23 protein-coding genes are annotated in these 24,304 nt (G+C 62.9%); 7 read left to right on the top strand and 16 right to left on the bottom strand.

Annotation, left to right across the window (positions count from 1 at the left end; translation table 11 throughout):
• Positions 1-16: 16 nt before the first annotated feature.
• The 8 genes from RCH10_RS20535 to RCH10_RS20500 are packed head-to-tail and all read right to left on the bottom strand — an operon-like array spanning position 17 to position 6,731.
• The gene (locus tag RCH10_RS20535; RefSeq protein WP_409053815.1) at positions 17-1,066 is read right to left on the bottom strand and encodes a LacI family DNA-binding transcriptional regulator; all 1,050 of its coding nucleotides are present in this window, start codon (positions 1,064-1,066) and stop codon (positions 17-19) included.
• Between the two features lie 14 nt (positions 1,067-1,080).
• Positions 1,081-2,061, bottom strand: coding sequence for a 2-hydroxyacid dehydrogenase (locus RCH10_RS20530; protein WP_409053849.1), 981 nt, complete (start codon positions 2,059-2,061; stop codon positions 1,081-1,083).
• An 8-nt stretch (positions 2,062-2,069) separates the two neighbouring features.
• Complete coding sequence (locus RCH10_RS20525) at positions 2,070-3,035, bottom strand: sugar kinase (RefSeq protein ID WP_409053814.1); 966 nt, start codon at positions 3,033-3,035, stop codon at positions 2,070-2,072.
• 16 nt (positions 3,036-3,051) lie between these two features.
• Positions 3,052-3,786: a sugar phosphate isomerase/epimerase family protein gene (locus RCH10_RS20520; RefSeq protein ID WP_409053813.1), complete on the bottom strand. Its 735-nt coding sequence runs from the start codon at positions 3,784-3,786 to the stop codon at positions 3,052-3,054.
• On the bottom strand, positions 3,786-4,541 hold the full coding sequence (locus tag RCH10_RS20515; RefSeq protein WP_323496094.1) for an amino acid ABC transporter ATP-binding protein: 756 nt from the start codon (positions 4,539-4,541) through the stop codon (positions 3,786-3,788). The genes RCH10_RS20520 and RCH10_RS20515 overlap by 1 nt, the downstream gene beginning before the upstream one ends.
• Positions 4,541-5,347: a transporter substrate-binding domain-containing protein gene (locus RCH10_RS20510; protein WP_323496095.1), complete on the bottom strand. Its 807-nt coding sequence runs from the start codon at positions 5,345-5,347 to the stop codon at positions 4,541-4,543. The genes RCH10_RS20515 and RCH10_RS20510 overlap by 1 nt, the downstream gene beginning before the upstream one ends.
• A gap of 40 nt (positions 5,348-5,387) precedes the next feature.
• Positions 5,388-6,041: an amino acid ABC transporter permease gene (locus RCH10_RS20505; protein WP_409053812.1), complete on the bottom strand. Its 654-nt coding sequence runs from the start codon at positions 6,039-6,041 to the stop codon at positions 5,388-5,390.
• Positions 6,042-6,059: 18 nt separating this feature from the next.
• A complete protein-coding gene (locus tag RCH10_RS20500) occupies positions 6,060-6,731 on the bottom strand; it encodes an amino acid ABC transporter permease (protein ID WP_323496097.1) in 672 nt (223 codons plus the stop codon).
• Between the two features lie 158 nt (positions 6,732-6,889).
• Between RCH10_RS20500 and RCH10_RS20495 the strand changes: the two genes are divergently transcribed.
• From RCH10_RS20495 to RCH10_RS20475, 5 genes are all read left to right on the top strand, one after another.
• The gene (locus tag RCH10_RS20495; protein ID WP_409053811.1) at positions 6,890-7,765 is read left to right on the top strand and encodes a class I SAM-dependent methyltransferase; all 876 of its coding nucleotides are present in this window, start codon (positions 6,890-6,892) and stop codon (positions 7,763-7,765) included.
• 177 nt (positions 7,766-7,942) lie between these two features.
• Positions 7,943-9,211, top strand: coding sequence for an ABC transporter substrate-binding protein (locus RCH10_RS20490; protein ID WP_409053810.1), 1,269 nt, complete (start codon positions 7,943-7,945; stop codon positions 9,209-9,211).
• Between the two features lie 145 nt (positions 9,212-9,356).
• Positions 9,357-10,238: a branched-chain amino acid ABC transporter permease gene (locus RCH10_RS20485; RefSeq protein WP_323496100.1), complete on the top strand. Its 882-nt coding sequence runs from the start codon at positions 9,357-9,359 to the stop codon at positions 10,236-10,238.
• Positions 10,235-11,161 carry a branched-chain amino acid ABC transporter permease gene (locus RCH10_RS20480; protein WP_409053809.1) on the top strand — a complete coding sequence of 309 codons (927 nt, stop codon included), beginning with the start codon at positions 10,235-10,237 and terminating at the stop codon, positions 11,159-11,161. Before RCH10_RS20485 ends, RCH10_RS20480 begins: the two co-directional genes overlap by 4 nt.
• An 8-nt stretch (positions 11,162-11,169) precedes the next feature.
• Positions 11,170-12,648, top strand: coding sequence for an ATP-binding cassette domain-containing protein (locus tag RCH10_RS20475; RefSeq protein WP_409053848.1), 1,479 nt, complete (start codon positions 11,170-11,172; stop codon positions 12,646-12,648).
• Between the two features lie 24 nt (positions 12,649-12,672).
• Here RCH10_RS20475 and RCH10_RS20470 read toward each other — a convergent pair whose 3' ends face one another.
• The 6 genes from RCH10_RS20470 to RCH10_RS20445 form a co-directional block, all read right to left on the bottom strand.
• Positions 12,673-13,731 carry a tartrate dehydrogenase gene (locus RCH10_RS20470; protein ID WP_409053808.1) on the bottom strand — a complete coding sequence of 353 codons (1,059 nt, stop codon included), beginning with the start codon at positions 13,729-13,731 and terminating at the stop codon, positions 12,673-12,675.
• A 25-nt stretch (positions 13,732-13,756) separates the two neighbouring features.
• Positions 13,757-14,647 carry an NAD(P)-dependent oxidoreductase gene (locus tag RCH10_RS20465; RefSeq protein ID WP_323496104.1) on the bottom strand — a complete coding sequence of 297 codons (891 nt, stop codon included), beginning with the start codon at positions 14,645-14,647 and terminating at the stop codon, positions 13,757-13,759.
• A 60-nt stretch (positions 14,648-14,707) separates the two neighbouring features.
• Positions 14,708-15,367: an aspartate/glutamate racemase family protein gene (locus tag RCH10_RS20460; protein ID WP_323496105.1), complete on the bottom strand. Its 660-nt coding sequence runs from the start codon at positions 15,365-15,367 to the stop codon at positions 14,708-14,710.
• A 34-nt stretch (positions 15,368-15,401) separates the two neighbouring features.
• Positions 15,402-16,907 carry a sugar ABC transporter ATP-binding protein gene (locus tag RCH10_RS20455; protein ID WP_409053807.1) on the bottom strand — a complete coding sequence of 502 codons (1,506 nt, stop codon included), beginning with the start codon at positions 16,905-16,907 and terminating at the stop codon, positions 15,402-15,404.
• Between the two features lie 49 nt (positions 16,908-16,956).
• Complete coding sequence (locus RCH10_RS20450) at positions 16,957-17,904, bottom strand: sugar-binding protein (RefSeq protein ID WP_323496279.1); 948 nt, start codon at positions 17,902-17,904, stop codon at positions 16,957-16,959.
• A gap of 80 nt (positions 17,905-17,984) precedes the next feature.
• On the bottom strand, positions 17,985-18,899 hold the full coding sequence (locus tag RCH10_RS20445; protein ID WP_323496107.1) for an ABC transporter permease: 915 nt from the start codon (positions 18,897-18,899) through the stop codon (positions 17,985-17,987).
• Between the two features lie 253 nt (positions 18,900-19,152).
• Between RCH10_RS20445 and RCH10_RS20440 the strand changes: the two genes are divergently transcribed.
• Together RCH10_RS20440 and RCH10_RS20435 are read left to right on the top strand one after the other, a co-directional pair.
• Positions 19,153-20,064, top strand: coding sequence for a LysR family transcriptional regulator (locus RCH10_RS20440; RefSeq protein WP_323496108.1), 912 nt, complete (start codon positions 19,153-19,155; stop codon positions 20,062-20,064).
• A 39-nt stretch (positions 20,065-20,103) separates the two neighbouring features.
• A complete protein-coding gene (locus RCH10_RS20435) occupies positions 20,104-20,958 on the top strand; it encodes an SDR family NAD(P)-dependent oxidoreductase (RefSeq protein ID WP_409053847.1) in 855 nt (284 codons plus the stop codon).
• Here the strand turns inward: RCH10_RS20435 and RCH10_RS20430 are convergent.
• Together RCH10_RS20430 and RCH10_RS20425 are read right to left on the bottom strand one after the other, a co-directional pair.
• On the bottom strand, positions 20,931-23,177 hold the full coding sequence (locus tag RCH10_RS20430) for a molybdopterin-dependent oxidoreductase (protein ID WP_409053806.1): 2,247 nt from the start codon (positions 23,175-23,177) through the stop codon (positions 20,931-20,933). The genes RCH10_RS20435 and RCH10_RS20430 overlap by 28 nt on opposite strands.
• Positions 23,174-24,304: an iron-containing alcohol dehydrogenase gene (locus RCH10_RS20425; protein WP_409053805.1), complete on the bottom strand. Its 1,131-nt coding sequence runs from the start codon at positions 24,302-24,304 to the stop codon at positions 23,174-23,176. Before RCH10_RS20425 ends, RCH10_RS20430 begins: the two co-directional genes overlap by 4 nt.

Here is a 24,304-nt window from a genome sequence, read left to right as displayed (position 1 = left end):
CGGGACGATTATGCGATCAGTCGCCCACGCGCAGCGAAGATCCTCGCACCACCAGCTCCCCCGGCAGCAACAACTGCCGCGGTGCCGAATCAAGCCCCTTCAACCGCTCGATCAAACAATTCGCTGCAGTGCGGCCGATCTCGTCGGTCGGCTGCGAGATGGTGCTGAGTCCCGGCCCGATCAACGAGGCCCAGTCCGGGTCGTCGAATCCCACGAAGCCGATGTCGCGTCCGAACTGCAGATCGAGCCGCGCCATCGCCTGCGCCACGCGCAGCGTGACGACTGCGTTGCCGGCAATGACTGCGGCACCTTTGCCAGAAGTTGTTCGCTGACCCCGCATGGCGCGCTTGCGCAGTGCACGCAGTGCTTCGTCGAGCGCTGCACCTCCATCTCCTACGCTCTCGAAGACTTCTCCCGCTACCTTCGGCTGATGCGCGGTCATGCAGGCGCCGAAAGCCGCTGTGCGCTCGCGCCGTGAACTCACGCCCTTCGACGGTTCGGTGATGTAAAGCAATTCGCGATAGCCGCCATCGACCAGATGCCTGCAGGCAGCTCGCATCGCAGAACGGTTGTCGAGCGAGACGAAGTCGGTGTGCATGCCCGCGTGCCGACGGTCGACCAGCACCGCCGGTTTGCCATGCAGCGCATCGGCATCGACCAGACCCGCGCCGCGGCCCAACGTATTGAGGATGAAGCCATCGACCTGGTACCCGGCCAGTGCATCGATCGCCTCGCGCTCCCGATCGACGTCGTTGCCCAGGTTGAACAGCATCACGAGGTAGCCAGCGTCCTGACAGGCCTTCTCTGCGCCGCGCAACACCGCCACCGAATAGGGGTTGGTGATGTCCGCGACGATCAGGCCGATGAGGCGCGAACGACCGCGGCTCAGCGCTTGCGCCATCGGGCTCGGCGAATAACCGAGCGCGGCGATGGCGGTTTCGACGCGCGTCGCGATGTCGGGGCTCAGCAATCGTTCGCGGTGATTCAGAAAGCGCGAGACCGTCGCTTTCGAGACGCCCGCCGCCGCTGCCACATCGGCGATGGTGGATTTGCCGGGGCGCTGCAAGGAAGCCTTTGCGTTCAACCTGCTGCCGTGTCGTACGCGGCAGTCGGCTGCTCCCCCGCCAACGCCTGCAGCAAGTTGGTAGTGGCCAGCGCAGCCATCGCGTGTCGCGTCTCGTGCGTGGCCGAGCCGATGTGCGGCAATGGCGTGACGCGCGGATGCGTGCGCAGCGGTGAATCGAGCGGCAGTGGTTCTTTCGCGAACACATCGAGCCCGGCTGCACGAAGGCTGCCTTGATCGAGTGCGGCCAGCAACGCGGCCTCATCGACCGTTGCGCCGCGGCCCACATTGATGAAAGCCGCACCCGGCTTCATGCGTGCGAAGAACTTCGCATCGATCATCCCGCGCGTTGCATCAGACAAAGGCAGCATCGCCAGCACGATGTCCGACTGCGCGAGCAGCGCATCGAGCGGCGCGTGGGTGGCGCGGCCTTGAAGTTCCGGTGCTTGCGTAGCAAGGTCGACCGCGCGGCGCGAGTGATACAGAACCGGCATGCCGAAGCCGAGCGCCGCACGACGCGCCACCGCTTGACCGATGCGCCCGAAGCCTAGAATGCCGAGCGTCTTGCCGTGCACGTCGTAGCCGAACAGGTCTTCGCCCACGCTGCTCTTCCATTGCCCATCGCGCACCAGATTCGCCAGCTCGACCACACGCCGTTGCGTGGCCATCAACAACACGAACACCGTGTCCGCCACGGTTTCCGTGAGCACGCCGGGTGTGTGGCACAGCACGATGCCGCGCGCATTCAGCTCGGCCAGCGGGTAGTTGTCGACGCCGACCGAAATGCTGGAAATCACCTCGAGTCGCGGTGCTGCATCGAGCAGCGCCGCGTCGACCGGATGGCTGGCGCCGATGAGTCCGTGCGTCGTCGGCAGCGCGGCGTTGAACACGTCGGGCAGCGTGCGCGGATCGGCCACCGTCACTTCATGCGCCGCTCGCAGACGAGCCAGTTGATCATCGGGCAGATCGCGAAACACCAATACGTTCTTGCGCGTCATAGTCACTGTCACAGTCCTGCCTCATTGAGTTGTGCCCGCGTCGGCAGGCCTTCGGTATCGCCCAGCACCTGCACCGCGCGCGCGCCGATCCAGGCGCCGCGACGGACGGCCTCCGGCACGCTCTTGCCTTCGAGCAGCGCGCTGACGACACCAGCGGCAAAGCCGTCGCCGGCGCCTACGGTGTCGATCACTTCCGCCACGGGAAAACCTTCGATGCGGCCCGTGCCGACCACGTCACTGTCGTAGTAAGCGCCCTCAGCACCGAGCTTGACCACGACCAGCTTCGCGCCGAGCCGGCGATAGAACTTAGCGATGGCCTCGGGCTCCGTTTCGCCGGTCAGCAGCGAGCCTTCTTCCAAGCCTGGCAAGACCCAGTCGGCACGCGACGCAAGCTCGTTGATCCAATACCGCATGGCCTCGGTCGAAGTCCAGAGCGTCGGCCGCAGGTTAGGGTCGAAAGAGATGGTGCGGCCTGCCGCGCGCATGACGTCCATCGTTTTCAGCGCAGCTTGCAGGCTCGTGTCGGAGATGGCGGCGAAGACGCCGGTGGCGTGCAGATGTCGCGCCGATCGCAGCCATGCCTCGTCGACATCGGCCGGCCCCATCTGGCCCGCAGCCGAACCCTTGCGGTGGTACTCGACCGGCGGATCGCTGCCGTCGGTCACACGACCTTTGAACTGAAAGCCGGTGCGCTGTGCTGCGTCGCAAATCACATGCGAACAATCGATGCCCTCGCCCTTCATGGCGGCAATCAGGTAGCGCCCCATCGAATCGGTGCCGAGCCGGCTGGCCCAGCCGACCTTGAGTCCGAGGCGCGCCAAACCAATGGCCACGTTGGTTTCGGCGCCGGCGGTACGCTTGTAAAAAGACTCGGCGTTCTCGAGGGGACCGGGCCGGTCGGCGACCAGCAACAGCATCGCTTCCCCGAACAGCGCGACATCGAACAGCGCGATGTCGAGGGCAGCGTCTGTCATGCGGATTCCAGTGCGCTCACAACGCGCGGACGAACGCGATCTGCTCGCGCGCCACGGCCAGCAGGTCGTCGCCCATCAGCGGGTATTCGATGGCGCGCGGCACATCGGCTGGCAAGACCCGGAACAGCGCACGCCAGGGTGCTGCGGATTCAGCGAGCGGCACCGCCACCCACTTCGCAGGCAGCCGTTGCACGCCTTTGCAATGGACATAGCGCACGCGTTTGCCGAGCGCCTTGGCCGCCTCGATCGGACACTCACCGACGTAATGCCAGTTGCCCATGTCGAATGTCATTCCGAGTGAAATGCCGGCGCTCTCCGCCGCATTGAAGAAGGTCATCAAGGCCGGCAGCGAACCCGCCGACACGGTCTGGTCGTTCTCGATCAGGAGCTCGATGCGCGTCTCGGACAACTGCACCTTCAGGCCCCACAGCGATCCGTGCGAGCTGGCCCGAAAGTCACCGATCGACATCTTCAACCGCTTGGCACCGAGTGTGGTCGCTGCCGCGATGCCGCGACCCAGCGCGGCGCTGTCGAGCCAGCCGCCCTCGGCCCACAAACCTTCAGGACTGGAATACACAGAAGCCAGCCCCGCCAGCGCAGGCAATTCAGTCGCCGCATCGCGCAGCATTTCGCCGCGCACTTCGACCGAGTCCGCACCGGCGGATTTCGCCAACTGGGCGTACCACAACTGACCATGGCGGCCGACTTCGGCAGCGCCGAAAGACGACAGTGAAACGAGAACGGTGGACATCAATGCGCCTGATTCGAGCTGAGGATCTGTCCAAGAAACTGCTTGAGCTTTTCGTTCTTCGGATTGCCGAAGAATTCGGCGGGCGGCGCTTGTTCGAGAATCTTGCCGTCGGCCATGAAGATCACACGGTCGGCCACGCTGCGGGCAAAGCCCATCTCGTGCGTGACGCACAGCATCGTCATGCCGTCGTCGGCCAGGCTGATCATGGTGTCGAGCACTTCCTTGACCATCTCGGGGTCGAGCGCAGAGGTCGGCTCGTCGAACAACATGATCTTCGGCGTCATGCAGAGCGCGCGCGCAATCGCCACGCGCTGCTGCTGGCCACCCGACAACTGGCTCGGGTACTTGTGCGCCTGCTCGGGGATGCGCACGCGCGTGAGGTACTTCATCGCGACCTCCTCGGCTTGCGGCTTCGTCATGCCGCGCGAGCGCATCGGCGCCAGCGTGCAGTTTTGCAAAATCGTCAGGTGCGGGAACAGGTTGAACTGCTGGAACACCATGCCGACCTCGGCCCGCACCGCATCGACGTTCTTGCCGCCGGCCGTGAGGTCGATGCCGTCGACGACGATCTTTCCCTTTTGCACGGTCTCGAGCCGGTTGATGCAACGAATCAGCGTCGACTTGCCCGAGCCCGAAGGCCCGCACACCACGATGCGCTCACCCTGCTTCACGTCGAGGTCGATGTCGGTCAGCACCTGGAAAGTGCCGTACCACTTGTTGACCGCTTCGATGCGGATGATCGAATCGACCGCCATCACTGCATCTTCGGCAGATCGACGCCCAGCCATTTTCTATACAGCTTGTTGAGTTCGCCGTTTGCGGTGTTTCGCGCAACGAACTCGTTCAGGTTCTTCAGCAGATCGTCTTGCCCGAGTCGCATGACGATGCCCATGAATTGCTGGCGCACCACGAATTTCTCTTCGAATGTGTTGGCAGGCACACGCTTGGCAATTTGCGCTGCAACGGTGGTTGGGCAGCCGATGGCGTCGACCTGGCCCGAGATCAGCGCCTGCATGGCCGAAGCATCGTCGTCGAAGCGGCGGATCTCGGTACCTTCAGGTGCCACTGCCGACAGCGCCACGTCCTGCGTACTCGCACGCGCCACGCCAACGCGAATCCCCTTCAGATCGGCTGCGCTCTTGATGGGTGATTTGACCGACCCGTAGAGAACGATGGTCGCGGCCGAATATGGCGACGAAAACTGAACCTGCTTCGACCGTTCGGGCGTGATGGCGAGCACGGCGACCAACACATCGACCTTGTTGGTCAGGACATAGGGAATGCGGTTCGGGCCGGTCACCGTCACGGTGTTGACCTTGACGCCCCAGTCCTTGCCAAGCAACTTGGCCACGTCGGCGTCATAGCCATCGGGCTGATTCTGGACGTCGGTGGTCGCATACGGCGGTACGTCGACCATCACCCCGATGGTGATCTCGCCCTTCTTCTTGATATCGGCCATGGACTGGGCAAAGGCGAGCGGAGAAAAAGCGACAAGCGCGGCGCCAAGACCCAATGCGGCCATGGCACCCGTCAAAGCACGGCGAAAAATAGGATGGGACATTCGTTATCTCCTAGGTATGTGAATGTGATTGGACTGGGAATCAGCGCGTGAAAGTACGGGCACCCCGGCGCTCGATGCGAGCCGCCAGCAGCGAAAGCGGCCAGCAGATCGCAAAGTAGATGACCGCCACGACCGAGAAGACAACGAGCGGCTGGAAAGTCGCACTGTTGATGATCTGGCCGGCGCGCGTGATCTCGGTGAAGCCGATGATCGCGGCCAGCGATGTGCCTTTGATGATCTGCACCAGGTAGCCAACCGTAGGCGCCAAAGCGATCTTGAATGCCTGCGCCAACACGACGTCGCGCATGCGGGCGACGTACTTCAGGCTCAACGCTTCGGCCGCTTCACGCTGACCGCTCGGTACCGCCTCGATGCAGCCGCGCCAGATCTCGCCGAGGAAGGCGGCGCTGTTCAGGATCAGTGCGACACCTGCGGCGATCCACGGGTTGATGTCGAAGCCGAGCACCGGAGCGCCGAAGAAGATCAGGAACAGTTGCAGCAGCAGCGGCGTGCCCTGAAAGATCTGGATGAACACCGTCGACCCGCGGCGCGCCGCCATCGAGTCCGACGTGCGCATCAACGCGATGATCAGGCCCAGAACGGCGCCTCCGATGAAGGCGATGAGCGACAAGGCCAGCGTCCAGCGCGCCGCCTCGAGGATGAACATGAATTCGGGAAAGCCGAAGGTACGCATGGTCGTGGTGCCCCTGCCTTACCGGCGGTCCGGATAGTTGAGCGTGCGCTGATAGATCAGCTTGAACAACGCCGAGAAAGCGAGCGCCAGCAGCAGGTAGATCGCAGCCACGACGATGTAGATCTCGAAGCTGCGAAAGGTCTGCGACTGCAGGTTGGCGGCGACAGAGGTGAGGTCGTCCGCCGAGATCACCGACACCACCGCCGAACTCAGCATCAGCAAAATGAATTGGCTGGTGAGCGCCGGGTAGATCGCCTTCAACGCCGGCTTGATGATCACGAAGCGAAAGATTTCCCACGCCTTCAGGTTGAGCGCGCGGCCCGCTTCGATCTGCCCCTTGGGAATCGACTCGATGCCGGCGCGAATAATCTCGGTCGCATAGGCGCCGAGGTTGACCACCATCGCCACCAGCGCGGCGGTTTGCGGCGACCAGCGCAGCCCGATGGCCGGCAGCGCGAAGAAGAAGAAAAAGAGCTGGACGAGGAAAGGCGTGTTGCGAATGACCTCGATGTACGCATTGATCACGAAGCGCAGCCAGCCCGGACCCGAGGTCTTGCCCCAGGCACAGAAAATCGCGACGACCAAGCCGAGCACGGTTGCGATCAGCGACAGCTGGATGGTGATCCAGGTGCCCTTGAGCAGCAGCGGCCATGCCGCGAACACTGCATCGAACTGGAATTGATAGTTCACTCGTGCGACCCGCGTGCGACGGGTTTCGTTTCAACGAAGCGGATTGTATGAAACCGGTTTCAGACGACCATCAGGGATTGCCCTAGTCACCCGTCGGCGTGACGGGGCACACAGGCCTAGACTCGCGAACGCCCCTAGACACAGACGAGACCGAACCCATGCCACACACGCCCATCCGCCTGAATTTTCCCGCCCGTCGCTGGGCTGCCCACGCGAGCGCAGCGGCTTTCGCCTTGGTCGGCCTCGCGGCCTGCGTGGCGCCGCCCGCGCGAGGACCGGACCAGCCGACACTCTCACCGGACCGCGTCGCGCAGATCGTCGCCAGTCCCGACCGAAGCGAAGCGGACCGCCGCAACGACGCACGACGCAAGCCGCAGGAAATGCTGGCTTTCATCGGCGTGTATCCCGGCATGGTGGCGCTGGACCTGAGCGCCGCCGGGGGCTACACGACCGAACTCATCGCGCGCGCAACGGGCCCGACCGGCCGCGTCTACGGGCAGAGCCCGCCGCGTCCGCCGAGCAGTCGGCCCGCGCAACCGGAAGGCGCTACCGGGCCCATGCCAGCAGCCGTTGCAGGCGCCGCGCCGCGGCCATCACCGATGGCGCTGGCAGAACGCGCAAAGAACCCGAATGCGTCCAACATCGTGGCAATCGTCCGGCCGTTCGAGGACCCCGTGCCACCAGAACTCGCATCGAACGGACTGGACCTGGTCACGCTGATGTTCAACTACCACGACTTCGGTCATATGGGCGTCGACCGCGCGGCGGTCAACCGCGCCGTCTTCGCTGCCCTGAAACCCGGCGGCGTCTACGTCATCGCCGACCACGCGGGGCGGCCGGGTACGGGCATTTCAGAAGCGGGCACGCTGCATCGCATCGAAGAGAGCTTCCTGCGTAACGAGGTCGAGCAGGCCGGATTCAGGTTGGCCGCCGAGGGCAACTTCATGCACAACCCAGCCGACGCACGCGACAGCAACACGCCACCGCCACCGCAATCCAAGGACGAGTTCGTGCTCAAGTTCGTCAAGCCCTGAAAGGTGCAGAGCCAAGGCGCCACAACGTCTCCTTTCAGAACCCTGTTCCAGAACGTTTCTGCGAGGCGCTAAGGCGACCCGCTCTAAGGGAAAGTCCTTGAGACCGTCTGCGGGCAGCGTTGAACAATGGACCCGTTGACCTCGCCAACATCCAAAACAACATCGAAGGCACTTGACATGGCACGACGTACTGCTTTGCTTTATTCACGCGCATTGCGCAACCGCTGGCTTCCGGTCGCGCTCACGCTGTGCGCAACCGGCGGCGTATCGACGCTGGCGGTGGCGGCCGACACCATCAAGATCGGCGTGATCGCCGAGGCGCAGGCCATTGCCGGCGCGTCCATCCCGCAGGCAGCGCAACTGGCCGCCGACGAGATCAACGCCAAAGGTGGCATCGACGGGCGAAAGATCGAACTCGTCACTTACGACGACCACAGTTCCTCCGCCGATGCGGTGCGTGCGTTCCAGCGCGCGGTGAGCGAAGACAAGGTGGTGGCCGTGATCGGCAGCTACATCAGCGAAGTGGTGCTGGCGCTCGAGCCCTGGGCGGCGCGCCTGAAGACGCCCTTCATCACGCCAGGCGCCGCCTCCAACGAGATCAGCCTGAGCGTGCACAAGGACTACGAGAAGAACAAGTACACCTTCCACGGCTACCTGACCTCGGATGCGCTGGCCAACTCGGTCTGCGATGCCGCCAAGGACGTGCTGGTCGATGGCATGCACATGAAGACGGCAGTGATCATGAGCGAAGACGCAGCGTGGACCAAGCCGCTCGATGTCGCCTACGAGGCCTGTCTGCCGAAGGTCGGGCTGAAGGTGCTCGACCACATCCGCTTCTCCCCGGACACCACCGACTTCACGCCGATCTTCAACAAGATCGAAGGCGTCAAACCGGACGTCATCATCACTGGCATCTCGCATGTGGGGGTTCAGCCGACGGTGCAATGGAAGACGCAGGAGGTGCCGATTCCGATGTTCGGGATCACCTCGCAGGCCTCCAGCAGCACGTTCTGGAACGATACCAACGGGGCGGCCGCGGGCGTTGTTTTGCAGGCGGTGTCGGCACCTGACGCACCGATGACGCCGAAGACGATTCCCTTCGCCGATGCCTTCAAGAAGCGCTTCGGCAACTTTCCTTCGTACGCCGGATACACCTCGTACGACGAGGTCTACTTCATTGCCGATGCCATTCATCGCGCCGGCTCGACCGATGCAGACAAGTTGGTCGCGGCACTCGAAAAAACCGATTGGGAGGGCACGATTGGTCGCGTCCAGTTCTACGGTCAGGCCGATACATTCACCCACTCCATCAAGTACGGCAAGGGCCTGATCACCGGACTGATGTCGCAATGGCAGGACGGCAAGCAGGTCACGGTGTGGCCGAAAGAGCTCGCGAAGGGCAAGCTCAAGTTCCCCGCTTTCGTCAAGCTGAACGCCAGCAACTAGCCGAGGCGATCCCGCCGCCGATGCCGATGCCCGTGCCGGTGCAAAGGCGGGCGGTTCGCAAGCTGGGCGTCACGCGCCCAATTGCACGGTTCACTATTTTTTCCGCTCATTACCCAGACCAGCCGGTCACGGCGGTCCACGCTCCATGACTGCCCTTCAAATTCTGATAGATGGCTTTGCCATCAGTGCGCTCTATGCCCTAGGCGCGACCGGCTTCACCCTGATCTTCGGTGTCTCCGGCGTACTTAACCTGTCGCACGGCGCGATCATGGTGTCGGCGGCGGTGGCCGCATGGGCGGCCGGGAACGTGCTTCACCTCGACAGCTATGCGGGCGCGCTGGTCGGTCTGGCCACAGCGCTGCTGGCTGCTTTGGCGACCTACTTCCTGATCGTCAAGCCGATCCAGCGCTCCAAGCGGATTGCGACCGAAGAGAAAGAGATCTTCATCCTCACCGCCACCTTGCTGTGGGGAATCATGCTGCAGGAGCTGGTGGCGTATTTCTTCACCAACAACGCCAAGACCGTGATGCCGATCGTCGAAGGCGTGATCTCGATCCTGGGCGTGAGAACACCGAAGAACGAGATCTTCACCGCCATCGTCTGCTGGGGCGTGATCGGCATGCTCTGGCTCTTCGTCAACCGCACGAAGATGGGCAAGGTGGTGCTGGCGGCTTCGATGAATCCACGCGGCGTGACACTGCTGGGCCATGAACTGACGCAGGTGTACATCGTGGTCTGGGCCATCTACGGCCTGCTCGCGGGGATTGCCGGCGTGCTGCTCGGCATGTTCCTCGGCGTCAGCTCGTACAGCGTCGGGCCGCTCACCGCGAGCGCCTTTTCGATCGTAGTGTTGGGCGGCCTGGGCAGCGTGTCCGGCTCGCTCATCGCCGCCTACGTGGTCGGCTATCTCGAAACCATGACGGCCTACCTGATCTCGCCGGCTTACCGCACGGTGCCGGCGCTGCTGCTGCTGATCGTCGTGATGTACATCAAGCCGCAAGGTCTGCTAGGGCGGCGTGCGTCATGAGAGCGCTCGTGACATCGCGCTTCTTCTGGATCACGCTCGGGATCCTGGTGGTCGCCGCCACGTTGCCATGGTACGTGTCGGCCTACATCCTCGGCTTGCTGACGGTCGCCTACTATTTCGGCGTCTTCGCGATGAGCTGGGACCTGCTGTTCGGGTTTGCCGGCGAGGTCAATTTCGGCCCGACCTTTTTGATCGGCGTCGGTGCGTACACGGCCGGCATCCTCAACCACCAATACGGCCTGTCGGTGTATCTCTGCATCGCTTGCGGTGCCGCCGCTTCCGTGCTGGCTGGCTTCGTGCTGGCGTTGCCGGCGCTGCGTTTGCGCGGGCCCTACTTCGGACTCACGACGCTGGTGGCGGTGCTGATCCTGCAGAACTTCGTGGTCGTCTTTGCCGACCTGACCGGTGGCGAGATCGGCCTCACGATCCCGGATGTGCTGACCATCGACGCCGGTGCCAACTACTGGATCGCGCTGGGCTTCATGGCCGTCAGCGGCGCCATCCTGTATGGGCTGGCGCAATCACCCGTCGGCCTGATCCTGCAGGCCAGCGGCCAAGACCCGGTGCAGGCCGGTGCGTTGGGCTTCAACATCGTCAAGCACAAGCTCGCCGCGTTCATCGTCAGCGCCTTTTTCTCCGGGCTGGCGGGCGCCTTGCTGGTGTTCTACATGGGCACGGCCTCGGTCAGCACGGTGGTCGACGTGGCGGTCGGTGTCCAGGTGATCGTGGCCGCGGTGCTGGGCGGACGCCGCACCGTGCTCGGTGCGGCGCTGGGTGCGGTGTTCCTGATCGTGGCCGGCGAGTTCCTCCGGCCGGCCGGCGAGTTGGCGACCTTCATCGTCTCGGCCGTCGCGCTATTGGCCATCCTTTTCTTCCCGAACGGCTTCCTGGGTTCCGTGCTGTCGCGAGGCACCCGATCGTGACACGCACCATGACCGCAGCGGTGCCGCAACCCCTCCTCCAGGTCCGCAAGCTGACCAAGCGCTTTGGCGGCCTGATCGCCGTCAAGGACCTGAGCTTCGACCTCGCGGCCGGCGAAATCCTCGGGCTGATCGGGCCGAACGGGTCGGGCAAATCGACCGCCATGAAAAGCATCATGGGGATCGAGCGCCCGACCGATGGCCAGGTGCTGTTCCATGGCGACAACCTTGCCGGTCTGCCGGCACACAAGATCGCGCGGCGCGGCTTCGGCATGGTGTTCCAGCACTCGCGGCCGCTGAACCGCCAGACCGTGCTCGAGAACATCATGGTGGCGCTGCTCCCCGACAGCCTGCTGAAGGTGTTTGCCGATCGCTCGCTGAAAGAGCGAGCCGAAAAAATCGCCGAGCGGGTCGGCCTCGGTGCCGTGGTCGACCGGCGCCCACCCACGCTGCCCTTCGCCGACCTGCGGCGCCTCGAACTGGCCAAAGCCATCGCGCGCGATCCGCAAGTCGTGCTGGTCGACGAACCGTTTGCCGGCCTGACGCTCGCCGAGGTCGGCGCCTTCTCCGACCTGATCCGCAGCTTTCGCGACGAAGGCCGCGCCGTGCTGCTGGTCGACCACAACGTCAAGAGCGTGTCTTCGCTGGTCGACCGCGTGCTGGCGATGTACCTGGGCGAAGAGATCGTCACCGGTCGTGCAGAGGAGGTGCTGCAGAACGAGACCGTGCGCCGCGTCTACCTGGGCGGCGCGATCGAGACATCGGCCCGCCCGGAGACCAACTTCGCGGACCAGAGGCCGCTGCTGCAGGTCGAGAATCTCAGTGTTTACTACGGCAAGGCGCAGGCACTCGACACCGTGTCAATCCATGTTCACCGGGGCGAATTCGTATCGGTCGTCGGCCTCAACGGTGCGGGCAAGACGACGCTGTTCAATGCGATCTCGGGCTTTGTGCCCTACGCCGGCGAGATCGTTCGCGACGGTGTCAAGCAGCGCGGCCTGACTCCGGCGCGCATCGCCCGCAGCGGCCTGGTGCAATGCCCCGAGACGCGCGAACTGTTCGGCGAAATGAGCATCCGCGAGAACCTCGACCTCGGCGGCCAGCACCTGCCGGACGTTGAACGGGCTGCACAACTGGCGTGGCTGTTCGAGCTCTTTCCGATCCTGCAGTCGCGCCAGACGCAGATGGCACAAACCCTGAGCGGTGGGGAACAACAGATGCTGGCCATCGGCCGTGCCCTGATGATGAAGCCGGAAATCCTGATCCTCGACGAGCCCACGCTCGGCCTGGCGCCGGTGATCCTGGAGCAGCTGTCCAAGGCGCTCGAAAAACTGCGTCAGACCACACCGATCACCGTGCTGCTGGGTGAGCAGAACGTGACCTTTGCGTTGCCGCATGCCGACCGTGTCTATGTGCTGGAGCACGCGCGCATCGTCTGGGAGGGTGACCCCGCGCGCTTCGCCAAAGAGGCGGGCGCGAACTACCTGTAACGGGCTGCGCGGTCGGCCTGAAGCTCAGGCAGTCAGGGCACGGCACACGGCCGCCGTCACGCTGCGCGTTGTCGCTTGGCCGCCAAGGTCTGGCGTGTGCTCGCCGGTCGCAGTGGTCGCCTCGATGGCATGCATCAGCCGCTGTGCCGCCCTGGCTTCGCCGAGGTGCTCCAGCATCATGACGACCGACCAGAACGTCGCGATCGGATTGGCGATGCCCTTGCCGGTGATGTCGAAAGCCGAGCCATGGATAGGTTCGAACATCGAAGGAAACTGTCGTGAAGGATTCAGGTTGGCGGTCGGCCCGATGCCCAGACTGCCCGACAACGCGGACGCCAGGTCCGACAGGATGTCGGCATGCAGGTTGGTTGCCACCATCACGTCGAGCGAGTCCGGCTTCAACACCATGCGGGTGGTCGCCGCGTCCACCAATTCCCGGTCGACCCTGACCGTCGGGTAGTCGCGTGCAACCTCAAAGAAGATCTCGTCCCACATCACCATGCCGAAGCGCTGCGCGTTCGACTTGGTGACCAGCGTCAGATGACGGCGCGGCCGCTGACTCGCCAGCTCGAAAGCGAAGCGGTGGATTCGCTCCACGCCGACGCGCGTGAACACGGCCGTCTCGGTTCCGACTTCGATCGGCAAGCCGCGGTGCGCCCGGCCGCCGTGCCCTGCGTACTCGCCTTCAGAGTTCTCGCGGACGATGACCCAGTCGATGTCGTCGCCTTTGTCCAACGGACTGCTGACGCCGGGCAACAGCCGCGCTGGCCGCACATTGGCGTACTGGTCGAAGGCCTGCACGATCGCCAGTCGCAAGCCCCACAGCGACACATCGTCGGGTACGCGCTGGCTGCCCACCGCACCGAAAAGGATGGCGTCGAAAGTCCGCAGTTGCTCCAGCCCGCCGTCGGGAATGTAGTGACCATGCAGCAGGTAGTTCTCGGAGTTCCAGTCGAAGGCCTGGATCGCCACGCCGAAGCCACCGTCGGTCGCGGCGCACACACGCAGTACCTCCAGGCCGGCCTCGATGACTTCGGGCCCGATACCATCGCCGGGAATAGCTGCCAATCTGTAGTCGTGCATGCAAGGCTCCGTATATCGTGCGAAGTCAGCTGACGTGGCTGCGCCAGTTGTGCTGCTGCTTGAAGCCGAGCAGGCGCTTGATCTTCTCGTTGCTCAAGAGCGTTTCGAACTCGCCCAACTCCTTCTTGAGTGGCACCGTCGGATAGAAACGTTTGAGCAACTCGGCGGTCGGCAGGTCGGAAGAGACATCGTCGGCAGCAACATTCATTACCTGAAAACCCAGCCCGTCCGTGTCGACGGCCAGACGCGAAGCCGTCGCAAGGTCGCGCGCATCGATATAGCTCCAGGTAATCCGGCGTCGGAACCCGGGATCCTTGAAGTACTCGGGAAATTTTGCGTACTCGACCGGGTCGATCACGTTGCCGATGCGCAGGCAGTAGATGTCCGAGCCGGTGCGCGCATGGAACGCCTTGGCCGTTGCCTCATTGATGACTTTGGACATGGCGTAGCTGTCCATCGGATCGACCGGGTAGTCCTCGTCCAACGGCAGGTACTCGGGCATGCGGTAACTGTCCGCGAAGACAATGCCGTAGGTGGTCTCGCTCGACGCGATGATCACCTTCTTGATGCCGTACTTGGACGCTGCATCCAGCACGTTGTAGGTGCTCATCACATTGATGCGAAAAACCTCGTTGTCCGGGTGCGTCATGATCCGCGGGATCGCCGCGAAATGAATGATCGCATCGATCGGCTCAGGCTTGATCGAGGGGCTGAATTCGTGGCGCACCGTCGTGCTGCACAGCGCGTTGAAGACCTGGCCCGCGTCGGTCAGATCGGTGATGACGGTGCGCGCCGCCGAGTCCTTGAGCACGGTGCGATCGAGGTTCATCACGCGGTGCCCGTGATCGAGCAGGTCCTTGACGACCCACTTGCCAGCCATGCCGCTGCCGCCTGTCACGATGATATTTTTTGACATGTCGATGCCTTCTTCAGAATGTTGTTGGTCGGTTAAAAAGTAACAAAAGCGGCAGTGGACTCAAACAAGCGTTTCGAGCAAGGCGCGCACCGCCTCCACGCCGCTGCGCGGAGACGACAGCACGGGCACTTTCAGGTCACCGAGCGAGCTGGTCAGTCGCGCCATGGAGGCCTGCGCCAGGACGATGACATCGACCTTGTCCACCAGCGACAGGATAGTCCGTCGGACGACCTCGTCATGTGCCTCGGTCTTGCCTTCGAGCAAAGCCTGGAAGGCGCCCTCGGCCAACCCCTCGCTGATCTCGATCTGTTGGCCGGTCTCCTCGGCCTTGGCCCGGATCAGCCGGATGGTCGGCTCCAGCGTCGTACGGACGGTTGCCACCACACCGATGCGGGGCCCCAGGGCAACGGCGCGTTCGGCCATCCTTTCGTCGATCTTGACGACCGGAATCGAAAGCCCCGCACGCGCAGCCGTGGCCGCTTCCCCTACCGATGAACAGGCATTGAGGATGGCGACTGCGCCCATCTTCTGCCCCTCCTGCATGTAGGTGAGGATGCGGCCGGCAACCGCCTCGGTCAGATGACCTGCTGCGATCACGTCGTTCAGCAGGCTGTCGTCGACGATATTGATCACACGCACGTCGGGCAACAGTTCCTGAAACTGCTGTTTGATCGGTTGCACGGTTGCGGGTCCGGTGTGGACGACTGCGACGGTTTTCATGGTTCAACTTTCAAATGGATTGCAAAGAAAATATTCAAGCTGCGGCGGCTTCCATCACCGAAGTTTGCGATGCGTTTTCACGGCTCAACTCTGCGACGATGCGGCCTTCCCGCACGACGGTCACACGATCGCTGATCGCCAGTACTTCGGGCAAGTCGGAGGACACGACGATGATCGCCATCCCGCGGCTGGCGAGCTCCTGAAGGAGCTTGTGGACATCGGCTTTCGCGGCAATGTCGATGCCGCGCGTCGGTTCGTCGACGATGAGGACTTTGGGCGAGCGAGCAACCCATTTCGCGATCACGATTTTTTGCTGGTTACCTCCGCTGAGCTTGTCGGATCTCTGTTCGACGGTCGGAGTTTTTATGCCGAGCCGGCGCACGAAAGTCTGACAACCCAGCGCTTCGGCAAGACGATCGATAAAACTCAGCTTCGTATAGCTTTCCAGGTGGGTCAGGCTGAAGTTCTCGCGCACTGTCATACCGAGCACCAGTCCATCTTTTTTGCGGTCTTCGGTGACAAAGCCAATACCGTTGTCGATCGCGTCGCGTGGACTCCGGATAGCCACAACCTGGCCCCCGATGGCCACCGAGCCGCGATGCGGACGAAGGCCGAAGACCATTTCCATCATCTCGGTGCGCCCTGCACCAATCAATCCGAAGAACCCCAGGATTTCGCCCTCATGAACCCGAAAGCTGTTGCCCCCGACCGCACCCGACTGGGTAAGCCGGTGATTCAGGTCCAGGCCGTTGACTTCGAGCGCCACTGTCCGGGTGGCATGACACTCGTACTCGCCGTAGAGGTCGCTGTGTTCGCGGTCGACCATCATTCGCACCAGTCGGGTGCGATCGATATCGCCGACGGCGAGGGTGCCGACACTTTGCCCGTCGCGCAGCACTGCAACGCGGTCTGCAATGTCGAAGATCTCTTCAAGCCGGTGCGTGATGTAGATGACGCCGATACCGTCGGCCTTGAGCTTTCGAATCGTCGCCTTCAGGGCCATGGCCTCATGGTGACTGAGGGAGGCGGTCGGCTCGTCCATGATGACGATCTTGGAGCGATTCGAAATCGCCTTGGCGATTTCCACCATTTGCTTCTGGCCGACGCTGAGTCGACCTACGCGGGTGGTGGGATCGAGCGTGATGCCCAGCGTATCGAGCAGGCCGCGTGCCGCCGCGTTCATGCTGCGCCTGTCGAGAAAACCAAGCCGGTTGGTCATTTCTTTGCTCAGGAAGATGTTCTCTGCAATCGTCAGGTTGTCGACGACGGACAGCTCCTGGTAAATGATGCACACGCCGAGGTCCCGTGCGTGAGCCGTGCCGGTGAGCTGTGGCACGCGCTTGCCGTCGATCCAGATCTCTCCGCCTTCGTCCGGCTGGTAGACGCCGGTCATGATCTTCATCAAGGTGCTTTTGCCAGCGCCGTTCTCGCCAGCGATAGCCAAGACCTCTCCACAGGCCACATCGAGGCTGACTTGACTCAAAGCCTTCACTCCCGTGAAGGTCTTCGATATATTTTTGACCTGCAGAAAAGATGCCACGCGCGACTCCGGAAGACAAAGGCCCGCGTCGGGCCCCTGTCGACGCTGGTTACTTGGTGTAAGACCCAAGGTTCTGACTCGTCACGACGTTGACGCCGGTGTCAACGTTGGACGAAGTCGTTTCCTTCCCGCTGATCTGATCGACCAGATGTTCGACCGACAGCTTGCCCATGGTGACCGGACGCTGGACCATGATTCCCTGGATGTAGCCCTCCTTCACACCCTTGATGGTGTCCGGCAGATCATCAAACGCAAAGACTTTGACCGTGTTCTTTTTGGCGGCGAACTCCTTGGTCGCCATGACTTTGGAGACTGCCGGACCACCGACCTGGCTGACACCGAAGATTCCCTTGAGCGCAGGATGGGCGCGCATGATCGATTCGGTCGTGGCGACAGCCTTTGCCAGATCGTCTTCGGTGCCTTCGGTGGCGACGATCTTGATCTTCGGATACTTGCCTAGCGCCGATTTGATTCCTGCAATGCGCTCGTTCAGGTTCACCGCACCGAGTTGACCCGTCACCACAGCGACTTCCCCTTCGCCATCGAGTGCCTTGGCCATCGACTCACCCATCGTCTCACCCGCTGCGGTATTGATGGTGCCGATATACATCGACCGTCCGCTGTTGGGAGAGTCCGAATCGAAGGTGACGACCTTGATGCCACTCGCAATGGCCTTCTTGATGGCAGCTTCGACCGACTTCGGCTCATTCACCGAGATGGCAATGCCATCGACCTTCTTGGCTATCAAATCTTCAAGGATTCGCACTTGGGTCGAGCCCTGCGTGTTTTGCGGCACTACCCACTGGTACTGAACACCCAGCGCTGCGGCCGCTGCCTTGGCGCCGGTATTGCAATCATCGAAGAAGGGTACCGCCACCTTGGGGATCACGGCGATCTGCAGATCCTTCAGGTCTTTTGCGAATGCGCTGGTCTGAGATGCCAGCGACAGGGGCAAGGCAAGAACGGCAACTTGAATTAGCGAAAGAATTTTTTTCATGATGTCTCGTAGTTTTTGAGTTTGAAGATTCGGGGTGGTTACCTTGCGGCCCAAAGTGGGCCTCTGTTTGATCGGCGGGGTTAGTTCTCCTTTGCTCCATGGCGCCAAACATCGATGCTCACGGCGATGAGGATGACCGCTCCAGTGATGGCCTGTTGCGCATAGGTATTGATGTTCATCAGCACTACGCCATTTGCAATGATTCCAGTGAGGGCGGCGCCAATGACGGTGCCCTGCACGCTGCCCACGCCGCCCGCGAGGCTGGCGCCGCCGATCGCAGCGGCGGCAATCACGTCGAGTTCGACGCCGAAGCCAGAGGCCGGCTCGGCAGACAGAAAGCGAGAGAACGCGACGATGCCAGCCAGGGAAGAGATGGCTCCGGACAGCGTGTACACGATGAGCTTGGTGCGGGCGGTGTTCACGCCGCTGATCCAGGCGGCATGCTCGTTGCCGCCGGTCGCATAGACGTGCCGGCCGAAGGTCGTATAGGACATGACCACGGAGAAAACGATCGCCAGCACGACCATGATCACCACAGGTGCCGGCACACTGCCAAGGTAACCCTGCCCGATCTGGTTGAATATCTCCGGAGTCTCGGGCGTAACGGGAACACCCTTGGTGACGATATACATCAGGCCGCGTCCGATACTCAACGTGCCCAGCGTCGCGATGAAGGGCGGCAAGCGCCCGACAGTCACCAGCAAGCCATTCGTCATTCCGAACGCCACTCCGACACCCAGTCCGCACGCCACACTGACGACAGTCGAAAAGCCGTGCTGAAAAGCCAGAGCGGTGACCAGACCCGCGAGTCCCATTACCGAGCCGACCGAAAGATCGATGCCCCCGGTGATGATGACCATCACCATGCCGATCGACATGATCGCGGTTGTCGAAAATGAGCGGAAGACGCCCATGAGGTTGTCGCTCGTCAGAAAGTACGGCGTCGCCATCGCAATGCCCGCGCTGACAAGCACCAACGCTATCAGCACGCTCATTTCACGGGCGCGTGTGAGACTCAGCAACGCCCGCCCTATCGCAGGCAGCGTCCACCGGCTCGGCGGGTTCAATCCAGCTTCCACTTTGTCTCCTGGCATTGCTCTTATGGCTGAAGGGACGAGCGGGGCTCCGCATCGTTCTCCTCCACTCGCAATGGAGATCGCGAGCAGTGCAATGTAGGGTCATAGGTACCGCGCTACGCTCCCGTGAAAGCAATCCTTTGTTAACTTCAAGTCAAGAATGCAGGCAACCATGCTGACGGATATCCAGCCCGGCGATCTGGGGTTTTTTTCGACTCTCGCCGCTTCGGGAAGCCTCACGGCAGCAGCGCGCGAGCTGGGAATTTCACCGCCGGCGGTGAGCAAACGACTTTCCCAGATGGAAGCTCGGCTCGGCGTGGCACTGGTCACCCGGACCACGCGGCGAATGAGCATGACTCCAGAGGGAGAAATTTACCTGGAGCACGCGCGCCGCATCCTCGGAGAAATCGATGAGCTGAAGCAGTTGCTCGGTAGTGCCAAGGTGACGCCCAAGGGGCTGCTGCGCGTCAATGCGACCCTGGGCTTCGGTCGCTGCGAGGTGGCGCCGATCATTTCAAAATTTGCACGCAAGTACCCGTTGGTCGAGGTACAACTCCAGCTCTCGGTCAATCCACCGCTGATAACCGACGACGTCTTCGACGTGTGCGTGCGCTTTGGCGAGCCGCCCGACTCGCGTGTCATCGCCCGCCGCCTCGCCAACAACCGGCGCCTCCTGTGCGCAGCGCCCAGTTACATCGCGCGCCACGGACAGCCCAAGACTCCACAGCAACTGACCACCCACAATTGCATCGGTATCCGGCAAGGCGATGAAGCCCATGGCGTCTGGCGACTCAGCAGTGGCCGAGGTGAAAGTCGTCGAACCGAGTCGATCAAAGTACGCGGAAACCTGGTGACCAATGACGGAGAGATTGCCGTTAATTGGGCGCTCGAGGGGCATGGCATCCTGATGCGCGCTCAGTGGGACGTCGCCCGGCACTTGCGCAGTGGTCGCCTGGTGGAGATCCTGCCGACCTTCGAGACGCCGGACGCGGATATCTTTGCTGTGTATCCGCAACGACATCAACATTCCCCGAGGGTGCTGGCCTTCGTGGAGTTTCTGGCCCAGTCGCTCTCTGCGCGCTGAGGTGCCTTTTTTCAACAAACCTGATCAATGGACTCATTCATGACACACCCAGCACTCACACCCGGTTCCGTAGCCGTGGTCACGGGCGCCGCCGCCGGCATTGGCTTTGCGGCCGCGCTACGTTTTGCCAAGTTGGGGCTCAATGTGTGCCTCGCGGACATTGACGTCGACCAACTTTCACGCGCGGCGAAACAGGTCGCCGCAGTGGCTTCCGGCGGTGAAAGCCAAGTCATTTATCAGCAAACCGATGTCGCCGAAGTCGAAGACCTGCAGCGGCTGGAGCAAGTGGTGAGGGACCGCTTTGGCGGCACGGATGTCTTGATGAACAACGCCGGTATCCAGCCGGGCAGCACTGTCTTCGGGCCTGTCGAAAACTGGCACCGGGTGCTCGGCGTGAATCTGTGGGGTGTGGTCCATGGGGTGCAGACGTTCGTGCCTTCGATGATCCGGCGCGGCCGACCTGGTTGCGTGATCAACACCGGCTCCAAGCAAGGCATTACGACCCCGCCGGGCGATCCGGCATACAACGTGTCCAAGGTTGGCGTCAAAGCCTGCACTGAAGCGCTGCAGCACGAATTGAGAAATACGTCGAGCTGCCAAATCAGCGCGCACTTGCTTATTCCGGGATTCGTGTTTACCCAACTCACTGCACAAGGTCGAGCCGAAAGGCCTGCCGCCGCATGGACACCCGAGCAGACCGTGGACTTCATGATGGAACGATTGGATGCCGGAGACTTCTACATCCTGTGCCCGGACAATGACGTGCCGCGGTCGCTCGACGAGAAGCGCATCCTGTGGGCAGCCGGCGATATCGTCGAAAACAGGCCACCTTTGTCCCGTTGGCTTCCCGAGTACCAAGAGGCCTTTCAAAGCTTCAGTCGCGCATTGGAGTGAGCCGGCTCCGGTTCAACCGGCCCTATCGGCTCCAGACTTCGCTCCCATGCCGCCAGCGTGAAGCCGGCCGCCAAGCCGTCGGACTTTGTACTGGTTGGGAGCCCGATGGTCCCTAGTGGAAAAAGCGGCGCTATCTCCACTGCAGTGTCGTAATAAGTAGCGCCGCGGCCGATATCGGTCAGCTCGTCGGAGGTCACGGCGTTCGAGTTTTCCCCGTCCGCCGACTTCTTCTGCCACCAGATCGAAGGTGCCACAAGAACACCGGGGCGCACCTTCGTGTTGACTCGCGCATTCACGGTGAAGGCGCCACGCTGGTTGAAAACTCGCACACGGGCGCCGTCCACGATGCCGCGTACAGCAGCATCGTCCGCATGAATCTCCACCCACGGATCACCCACCTCTTTCACCAGCGACTTGATCGACGAGAAGCTGGAGTTCAAATAATGCCGTGCAGGCGGTGTGAGCAACATCAACGGAAATTGCTTCGCAAGCTCGGGGTTTCCCAATGACGACTCTCGCGGCGGAATGAACTCCGGCACGGCGCTCCATCCCTGTTTCGCCGCGGAGGCACTCTCGAACTCGCACTTGCCCGAAGGCGTCGGGAAGTTACCGTTGGCAAACGGCGCATAGCGGTCCGCCACGTCGAGCCGCTGCCAGCCATTGCGCTTCAGCGCATCGAAATCCAGCGTCGCATTGACGGGCGCTGTCATGTCGTGAGCCTGTCGCGCGACCTCTTCATCGCTTTGCTTGAAGCAGTCGTCGTCGTAGCCCATGCGCGCTGCCAGCCGACGAAACAGCTCGGCGTTGGAGCAAGCCTCGCCAAGCGGCGCGATGGCCTGCTGGTTGAGCATGGTGTACAGCGTGCCGTAAGGCCGATGCACATCGAACTGCTCGAGCTGCGTCGTGGCTGGCAGCACGATGTCGGCGTAGTCGCAGGTGTCGGTCAAAAAGATCTCGTGCACGACGGTGAACAGGTCGGGGCGCAGGAAACCCTGGCGCAGCAGCATGTTGTTGGGCGCGACCGCCATCGGGTTCGAGGCGTAGACGAACATCGCCTGGATCGGCGGGTCATCCAACTCGTTGAGCGCGCGGCCTATCTGCGCCATGTTGACGCTGCGCGGCGGATGCGCCGGGTCGGGCAACAAGTGCCGGCCATCGAGCGCAGCCAGGTCGATCGCATGCGAGCCCGCGTTGTCCAGCAGCACGCCGCCGGCCGCTTCGCGCCATGCGCCGGTGAGCGCCGGCAAGCAAGCGATGGCGCGCACCGCATTGCCGCCACCGGCATGACGCTGCAGGCCGAAGTTGACGCGGATGGCGCTGGCCCGCTCGGCGCCGTACTCGCGCGCCAATTGGCAGATGTCATGGGCATCGAGCCCGGTGATGCCGGCAACCACGTCGGGTGTGAAGTCCGCCGCACGCTTCGCCAGCGCATCGAAGCCAAGGGTGTGCTTGTCGATGTAGTCGCGGTCGATCAGGCCCTCGCGGATCAGCACATGCATGATCCCGAACGCCAGCGCGCCATCGGTGCCGGGCAGCGGCGCCAGGTGCCAGTCGGCCTTTTCCGCCGACTGCGAGCGGTAAGGATCGATTGCGATCACGCGCGCGCCCTTGCGGCGCGCTTCGGCAATGCGCGTCCACAAGTGCAGGTTCGAGGTGATCGGGTTGGTGCCCCACAAAATGATCAGCCGCGACTCGGCGAAGTGCGTGATGTCGGTGCCAATCTGCGCACCGATCACGGTGTTGTAGCCCATGCGCCCCGCGGTTGCGCACAGCACGCGCTCGGGTTGCGAAGCGCCCAGCTTGTGGAAGAAACGCCGCGGCATGCCGAAGTTGTGCACCAGCCCGAGCGTGCCCGAATACGCGTACGGCATGACGCCCTGCGCGTCGACTGCGGCGATCGCTTTCAGCTTTGCCGAAACGATGTCGAGCGCCTCGTCCCAGCCGATTCGCTCGAAGCTGCCCTGCCCCAGTCCCTTGCCGCCGACACGGCGCATCGGGTGCAGCACGCGGTCGGGGCTGTAGGTGCGCTCGAGGTAGCGCGAGACCTTGGTGCACAGCACGCCTTGCGTGGTCGGGTGATCCGGATCGCCCCGCACCTTGGTCGCAACGCCATCCTTCACCGTGATCAGCATGGCGCAGGTGTCCGGGCAATCGTGCGGACAGGTGCCATGGACGATGCGTTCGGCAACTGTGTCGGCAGCCGCGATGTCGGTGCTCACTGGTAGGCTTCCGTGAACAGGGTCGCCAGGTTTTCGCGCGTCAGCGGACGCGGGTTGGTCGGTGTCGAATGGTCGGCCAGTGCACCGTCGACGATGTGTTCGAGCACATCGGGCGGCACGCCCATGGCGCGCAGGCTCGTCGGCAGTCCGAGTCGCAGGTTGAGCGCCTGCACCGCATCGGCCAGATCGACACTTTCGTGAAGCCCGAAGGCCGTGCGTAACCGTGCGTATTTGTCGCCCACGTGGTCCGCGTTGAAGCGCAACACGGCCGGCAGGATGACCGCATTGACTGTGCCGTGGTGCAGTGACGGCGATGTGAGCGCGCCCAGCGGGTGCGCCAGCGCATGCACCGCGCCCAGACCCTTTTGAAAGGCCAGTCCGCCCTGGATGCCGGCCATCATCATCTCCCAGCGCGCCTGCCGGTCGTCCGGGTGCGTCACGGCAGGTTCGATCCAGCGCCAGGCGCGTGCCGCGCCGTCGAGCGCGATGGCCTCGGCGGGCGGATTGATGCGGGGCGAAAGAAAAGTCTCGATGCAGTGCGTGAAGGCGTCCATGCCGGTGCCCGCCGTCAGCGCAGCCGGCATGCCGAGTGTCAGGTCCGGATCGCACAGCGCGCGCCGGGGCAACAGATGCGGGCTGACGAACACCAGCTTGCGGCCGTCGCGCAGCCGGATCAGCGCGCCTCGGCCGACCTCACTGCCGGTGCCGGCGGTCGTGGGCACGGCGACGATCGGCGCCGCGTGCGCCCCGATCAAAGGCATCGCGGCCATGCCGGCATAACGCGCGAACGGACCTTCGTGCGTTGCCATCAATGCCACGCCCTTGGCCAGGTCGATCGGCGAGCCGCCGCCGATGGCGACCAACCCGTCGCAGCCTTGCGCGAGGTATTGCGCAGCGGCGGCTTCCACTGTCTCTTCGGTCGGATTGGGCGGCGTTCCGGTGAACACGGCGACGTCGTCCGGCGAAGGCAATAGCGCGAGGATGCGGGCGAGGATCCCGGTCTGCACGATGCCCGCATCGGTGACCAGCATGGGTCGTCTGATGGCGAGTTCAGCGAGCACCCCGGGCAGCAGCGCAACGGCGCCGGCTTCGAACTCGATGTGCGTCAGATAGTGAATGGCAGCCAT

The sequence above is a fragment of the Variovorax sp. GrIS 2.14 genome (assembly GCF_046115955.1).
Classification (GTDB): Bacteria; Pseudomonadota; Gammaproteobacteria; order Burkholderiales; family Burkholderiaceae_C; genus Variovorax.
This window is presented reverse-complemented; position numbering and strand designations above follow the sequence as displayed.

What these genes read in the sequence shown, in the direction of transcription:
- RCH10_RS20450 (WP_323496279.1), bottom strand. Translation starts at nt 17,904, where the DNA reads ATGAAAAAAATTCTTTCGCTAATTCAAGTTGCCGTTCTTGCCTTGCCC.
- RCH10_RS20435 (WP_409053847.1), top strand. Translation starts at nt 20,104, where the DNA reads ATGACACACCCAGCACTCACACCCGGTTCCGTAGCCGTGGTCACGGGC.
- RCH10_RS20465 (WP_323496104.1), bottom strand. Translation starts at nt 14,647, where the DNA reads ATGTCAAAAAATATCATCGTGACAGGCGGCAGCGGCATGGCTGGCAAG.
- RCH10_RS20520 (WP_409053813.1), bottom strand. Translation starts at nt 3,786, where the DNA reads ATGTCCACCGTTCTCGTTTCACTGTCGTCTTTCGGCGCTGCCGAAGTC.
- RCH10_RS20515 (WP_323496094.1), bottom strand. Translation starts at nt 4,541, where the DNA reads ATGGCGGTCGATTCGATCATCCGCATCGAAGCGGTCAACAAGTGGTAC.
- RCH10_RS20510 (WP_323496095.1), bottom strand. Translation starts at nt 5,347, where the DNA reads ATGTCCCATCCTATTTTTCGCCGTGCTTTGACGGGTGCCATGGCCGCA.
- RCH10_RS20440 (WP_323496108.1), top strand. Translation starts at nt 19,153, where the DNA reads ATGCTGACGGATATCCAGCCCGGCGATCTGGGGTTTTTTTCGACTCTC.
- RCH10_RS20425 (WP_409053805.1), bottom strand. Translation starts at nt 24,304, where the DNA reads ATGGCTGCCATTCACTATCTGACGCACATCGAGTTCGAAGCCGGCGCC.
- RCH10_RS20485 (WP_323496100.1), top strand. Translation starts at nt 9,357, where the DNA reads ATGACTGCCCTTCAAATTCTGATAGATGGCTTTGCCATCAGTGCGCTC.
- RCH10_RS20445 (WP_323496107.1), bottom strand. Translation starts at nt 18,899, where the DNA reads ATGAGCGTGCTGATAGCGTTGGTGCTTGTCAGCGCGGGCATTGCGATG.
- RCH10_RS20490 (WP_409053810.1), top strand. Translation starts at nt 7,943, where the DNA reads ATGGCACGACGTACTGCTTTGCTTTATTCACGCGCATTGCGCAACCGC.
- RCH10_RS20460 (WP_323496105.1), bottom strand. Translation starts at nt 15,367, where the DNA reads ATGAAAACCGTCGCAGTCGTCCACACCGGACCCGCAACCGTGCAACCG.
- RCH10_RS20505 (WP_409053812.1), bottom strand. Translation starts at nt 6,041, where the DNA reads ATGCGTACCTTCGGCTTTCCCGAATTCATGTTCATCCTCGAGGCGGCG.
- RCH10_RS20475 (WP_409053848.1), top strand. Translation starts at nt 11,170, where the DNA reads ATGACCGCAGCGGTGCCGCAACCCCTCCTCCAGGTCCGCAAGCTGACC.
- RCH10_RS20530 (WP_409053849.1), bottom strand. Translation starts at nt 2,061, where the DNA reads ATGACGCGCAAGAACGTATTGGTGTTTCGCGATCTGCCCGATGATCAA.
- RCH10_RS20525 (WP_409053814.1), bottom strand. Translation starts at nt 3,035, where the DNA reads ATGACAGACGCTGCCCTCGACATCGCGCTGTTCGATGTCGCGCTGTTC.
- RCH10_RS20480 (WP_409053809.1), top strand. Translation starts at nt 10,235, where the DNA reads ATGAGAGCGCTCGTGACATCGCGCTTCTTCTGGATCACGCTCGGGATC.
- RCH10_RS20495 (WP_409053811.1), top strand. Translation starts at nt 6,890, where the DNA reads ATGCCACACACGCCCATCCGCCTGAATTTTCCCGCCCGTCGCTGGGCT.
- RCH10_RS20470 (WP_409053808.1), bottom strand. Translation starts at nt 13,731, where the DNA reads ATGCACGACTACAGATTGGCAGCTATTCCCGGCGATGGTATCGGGCCC.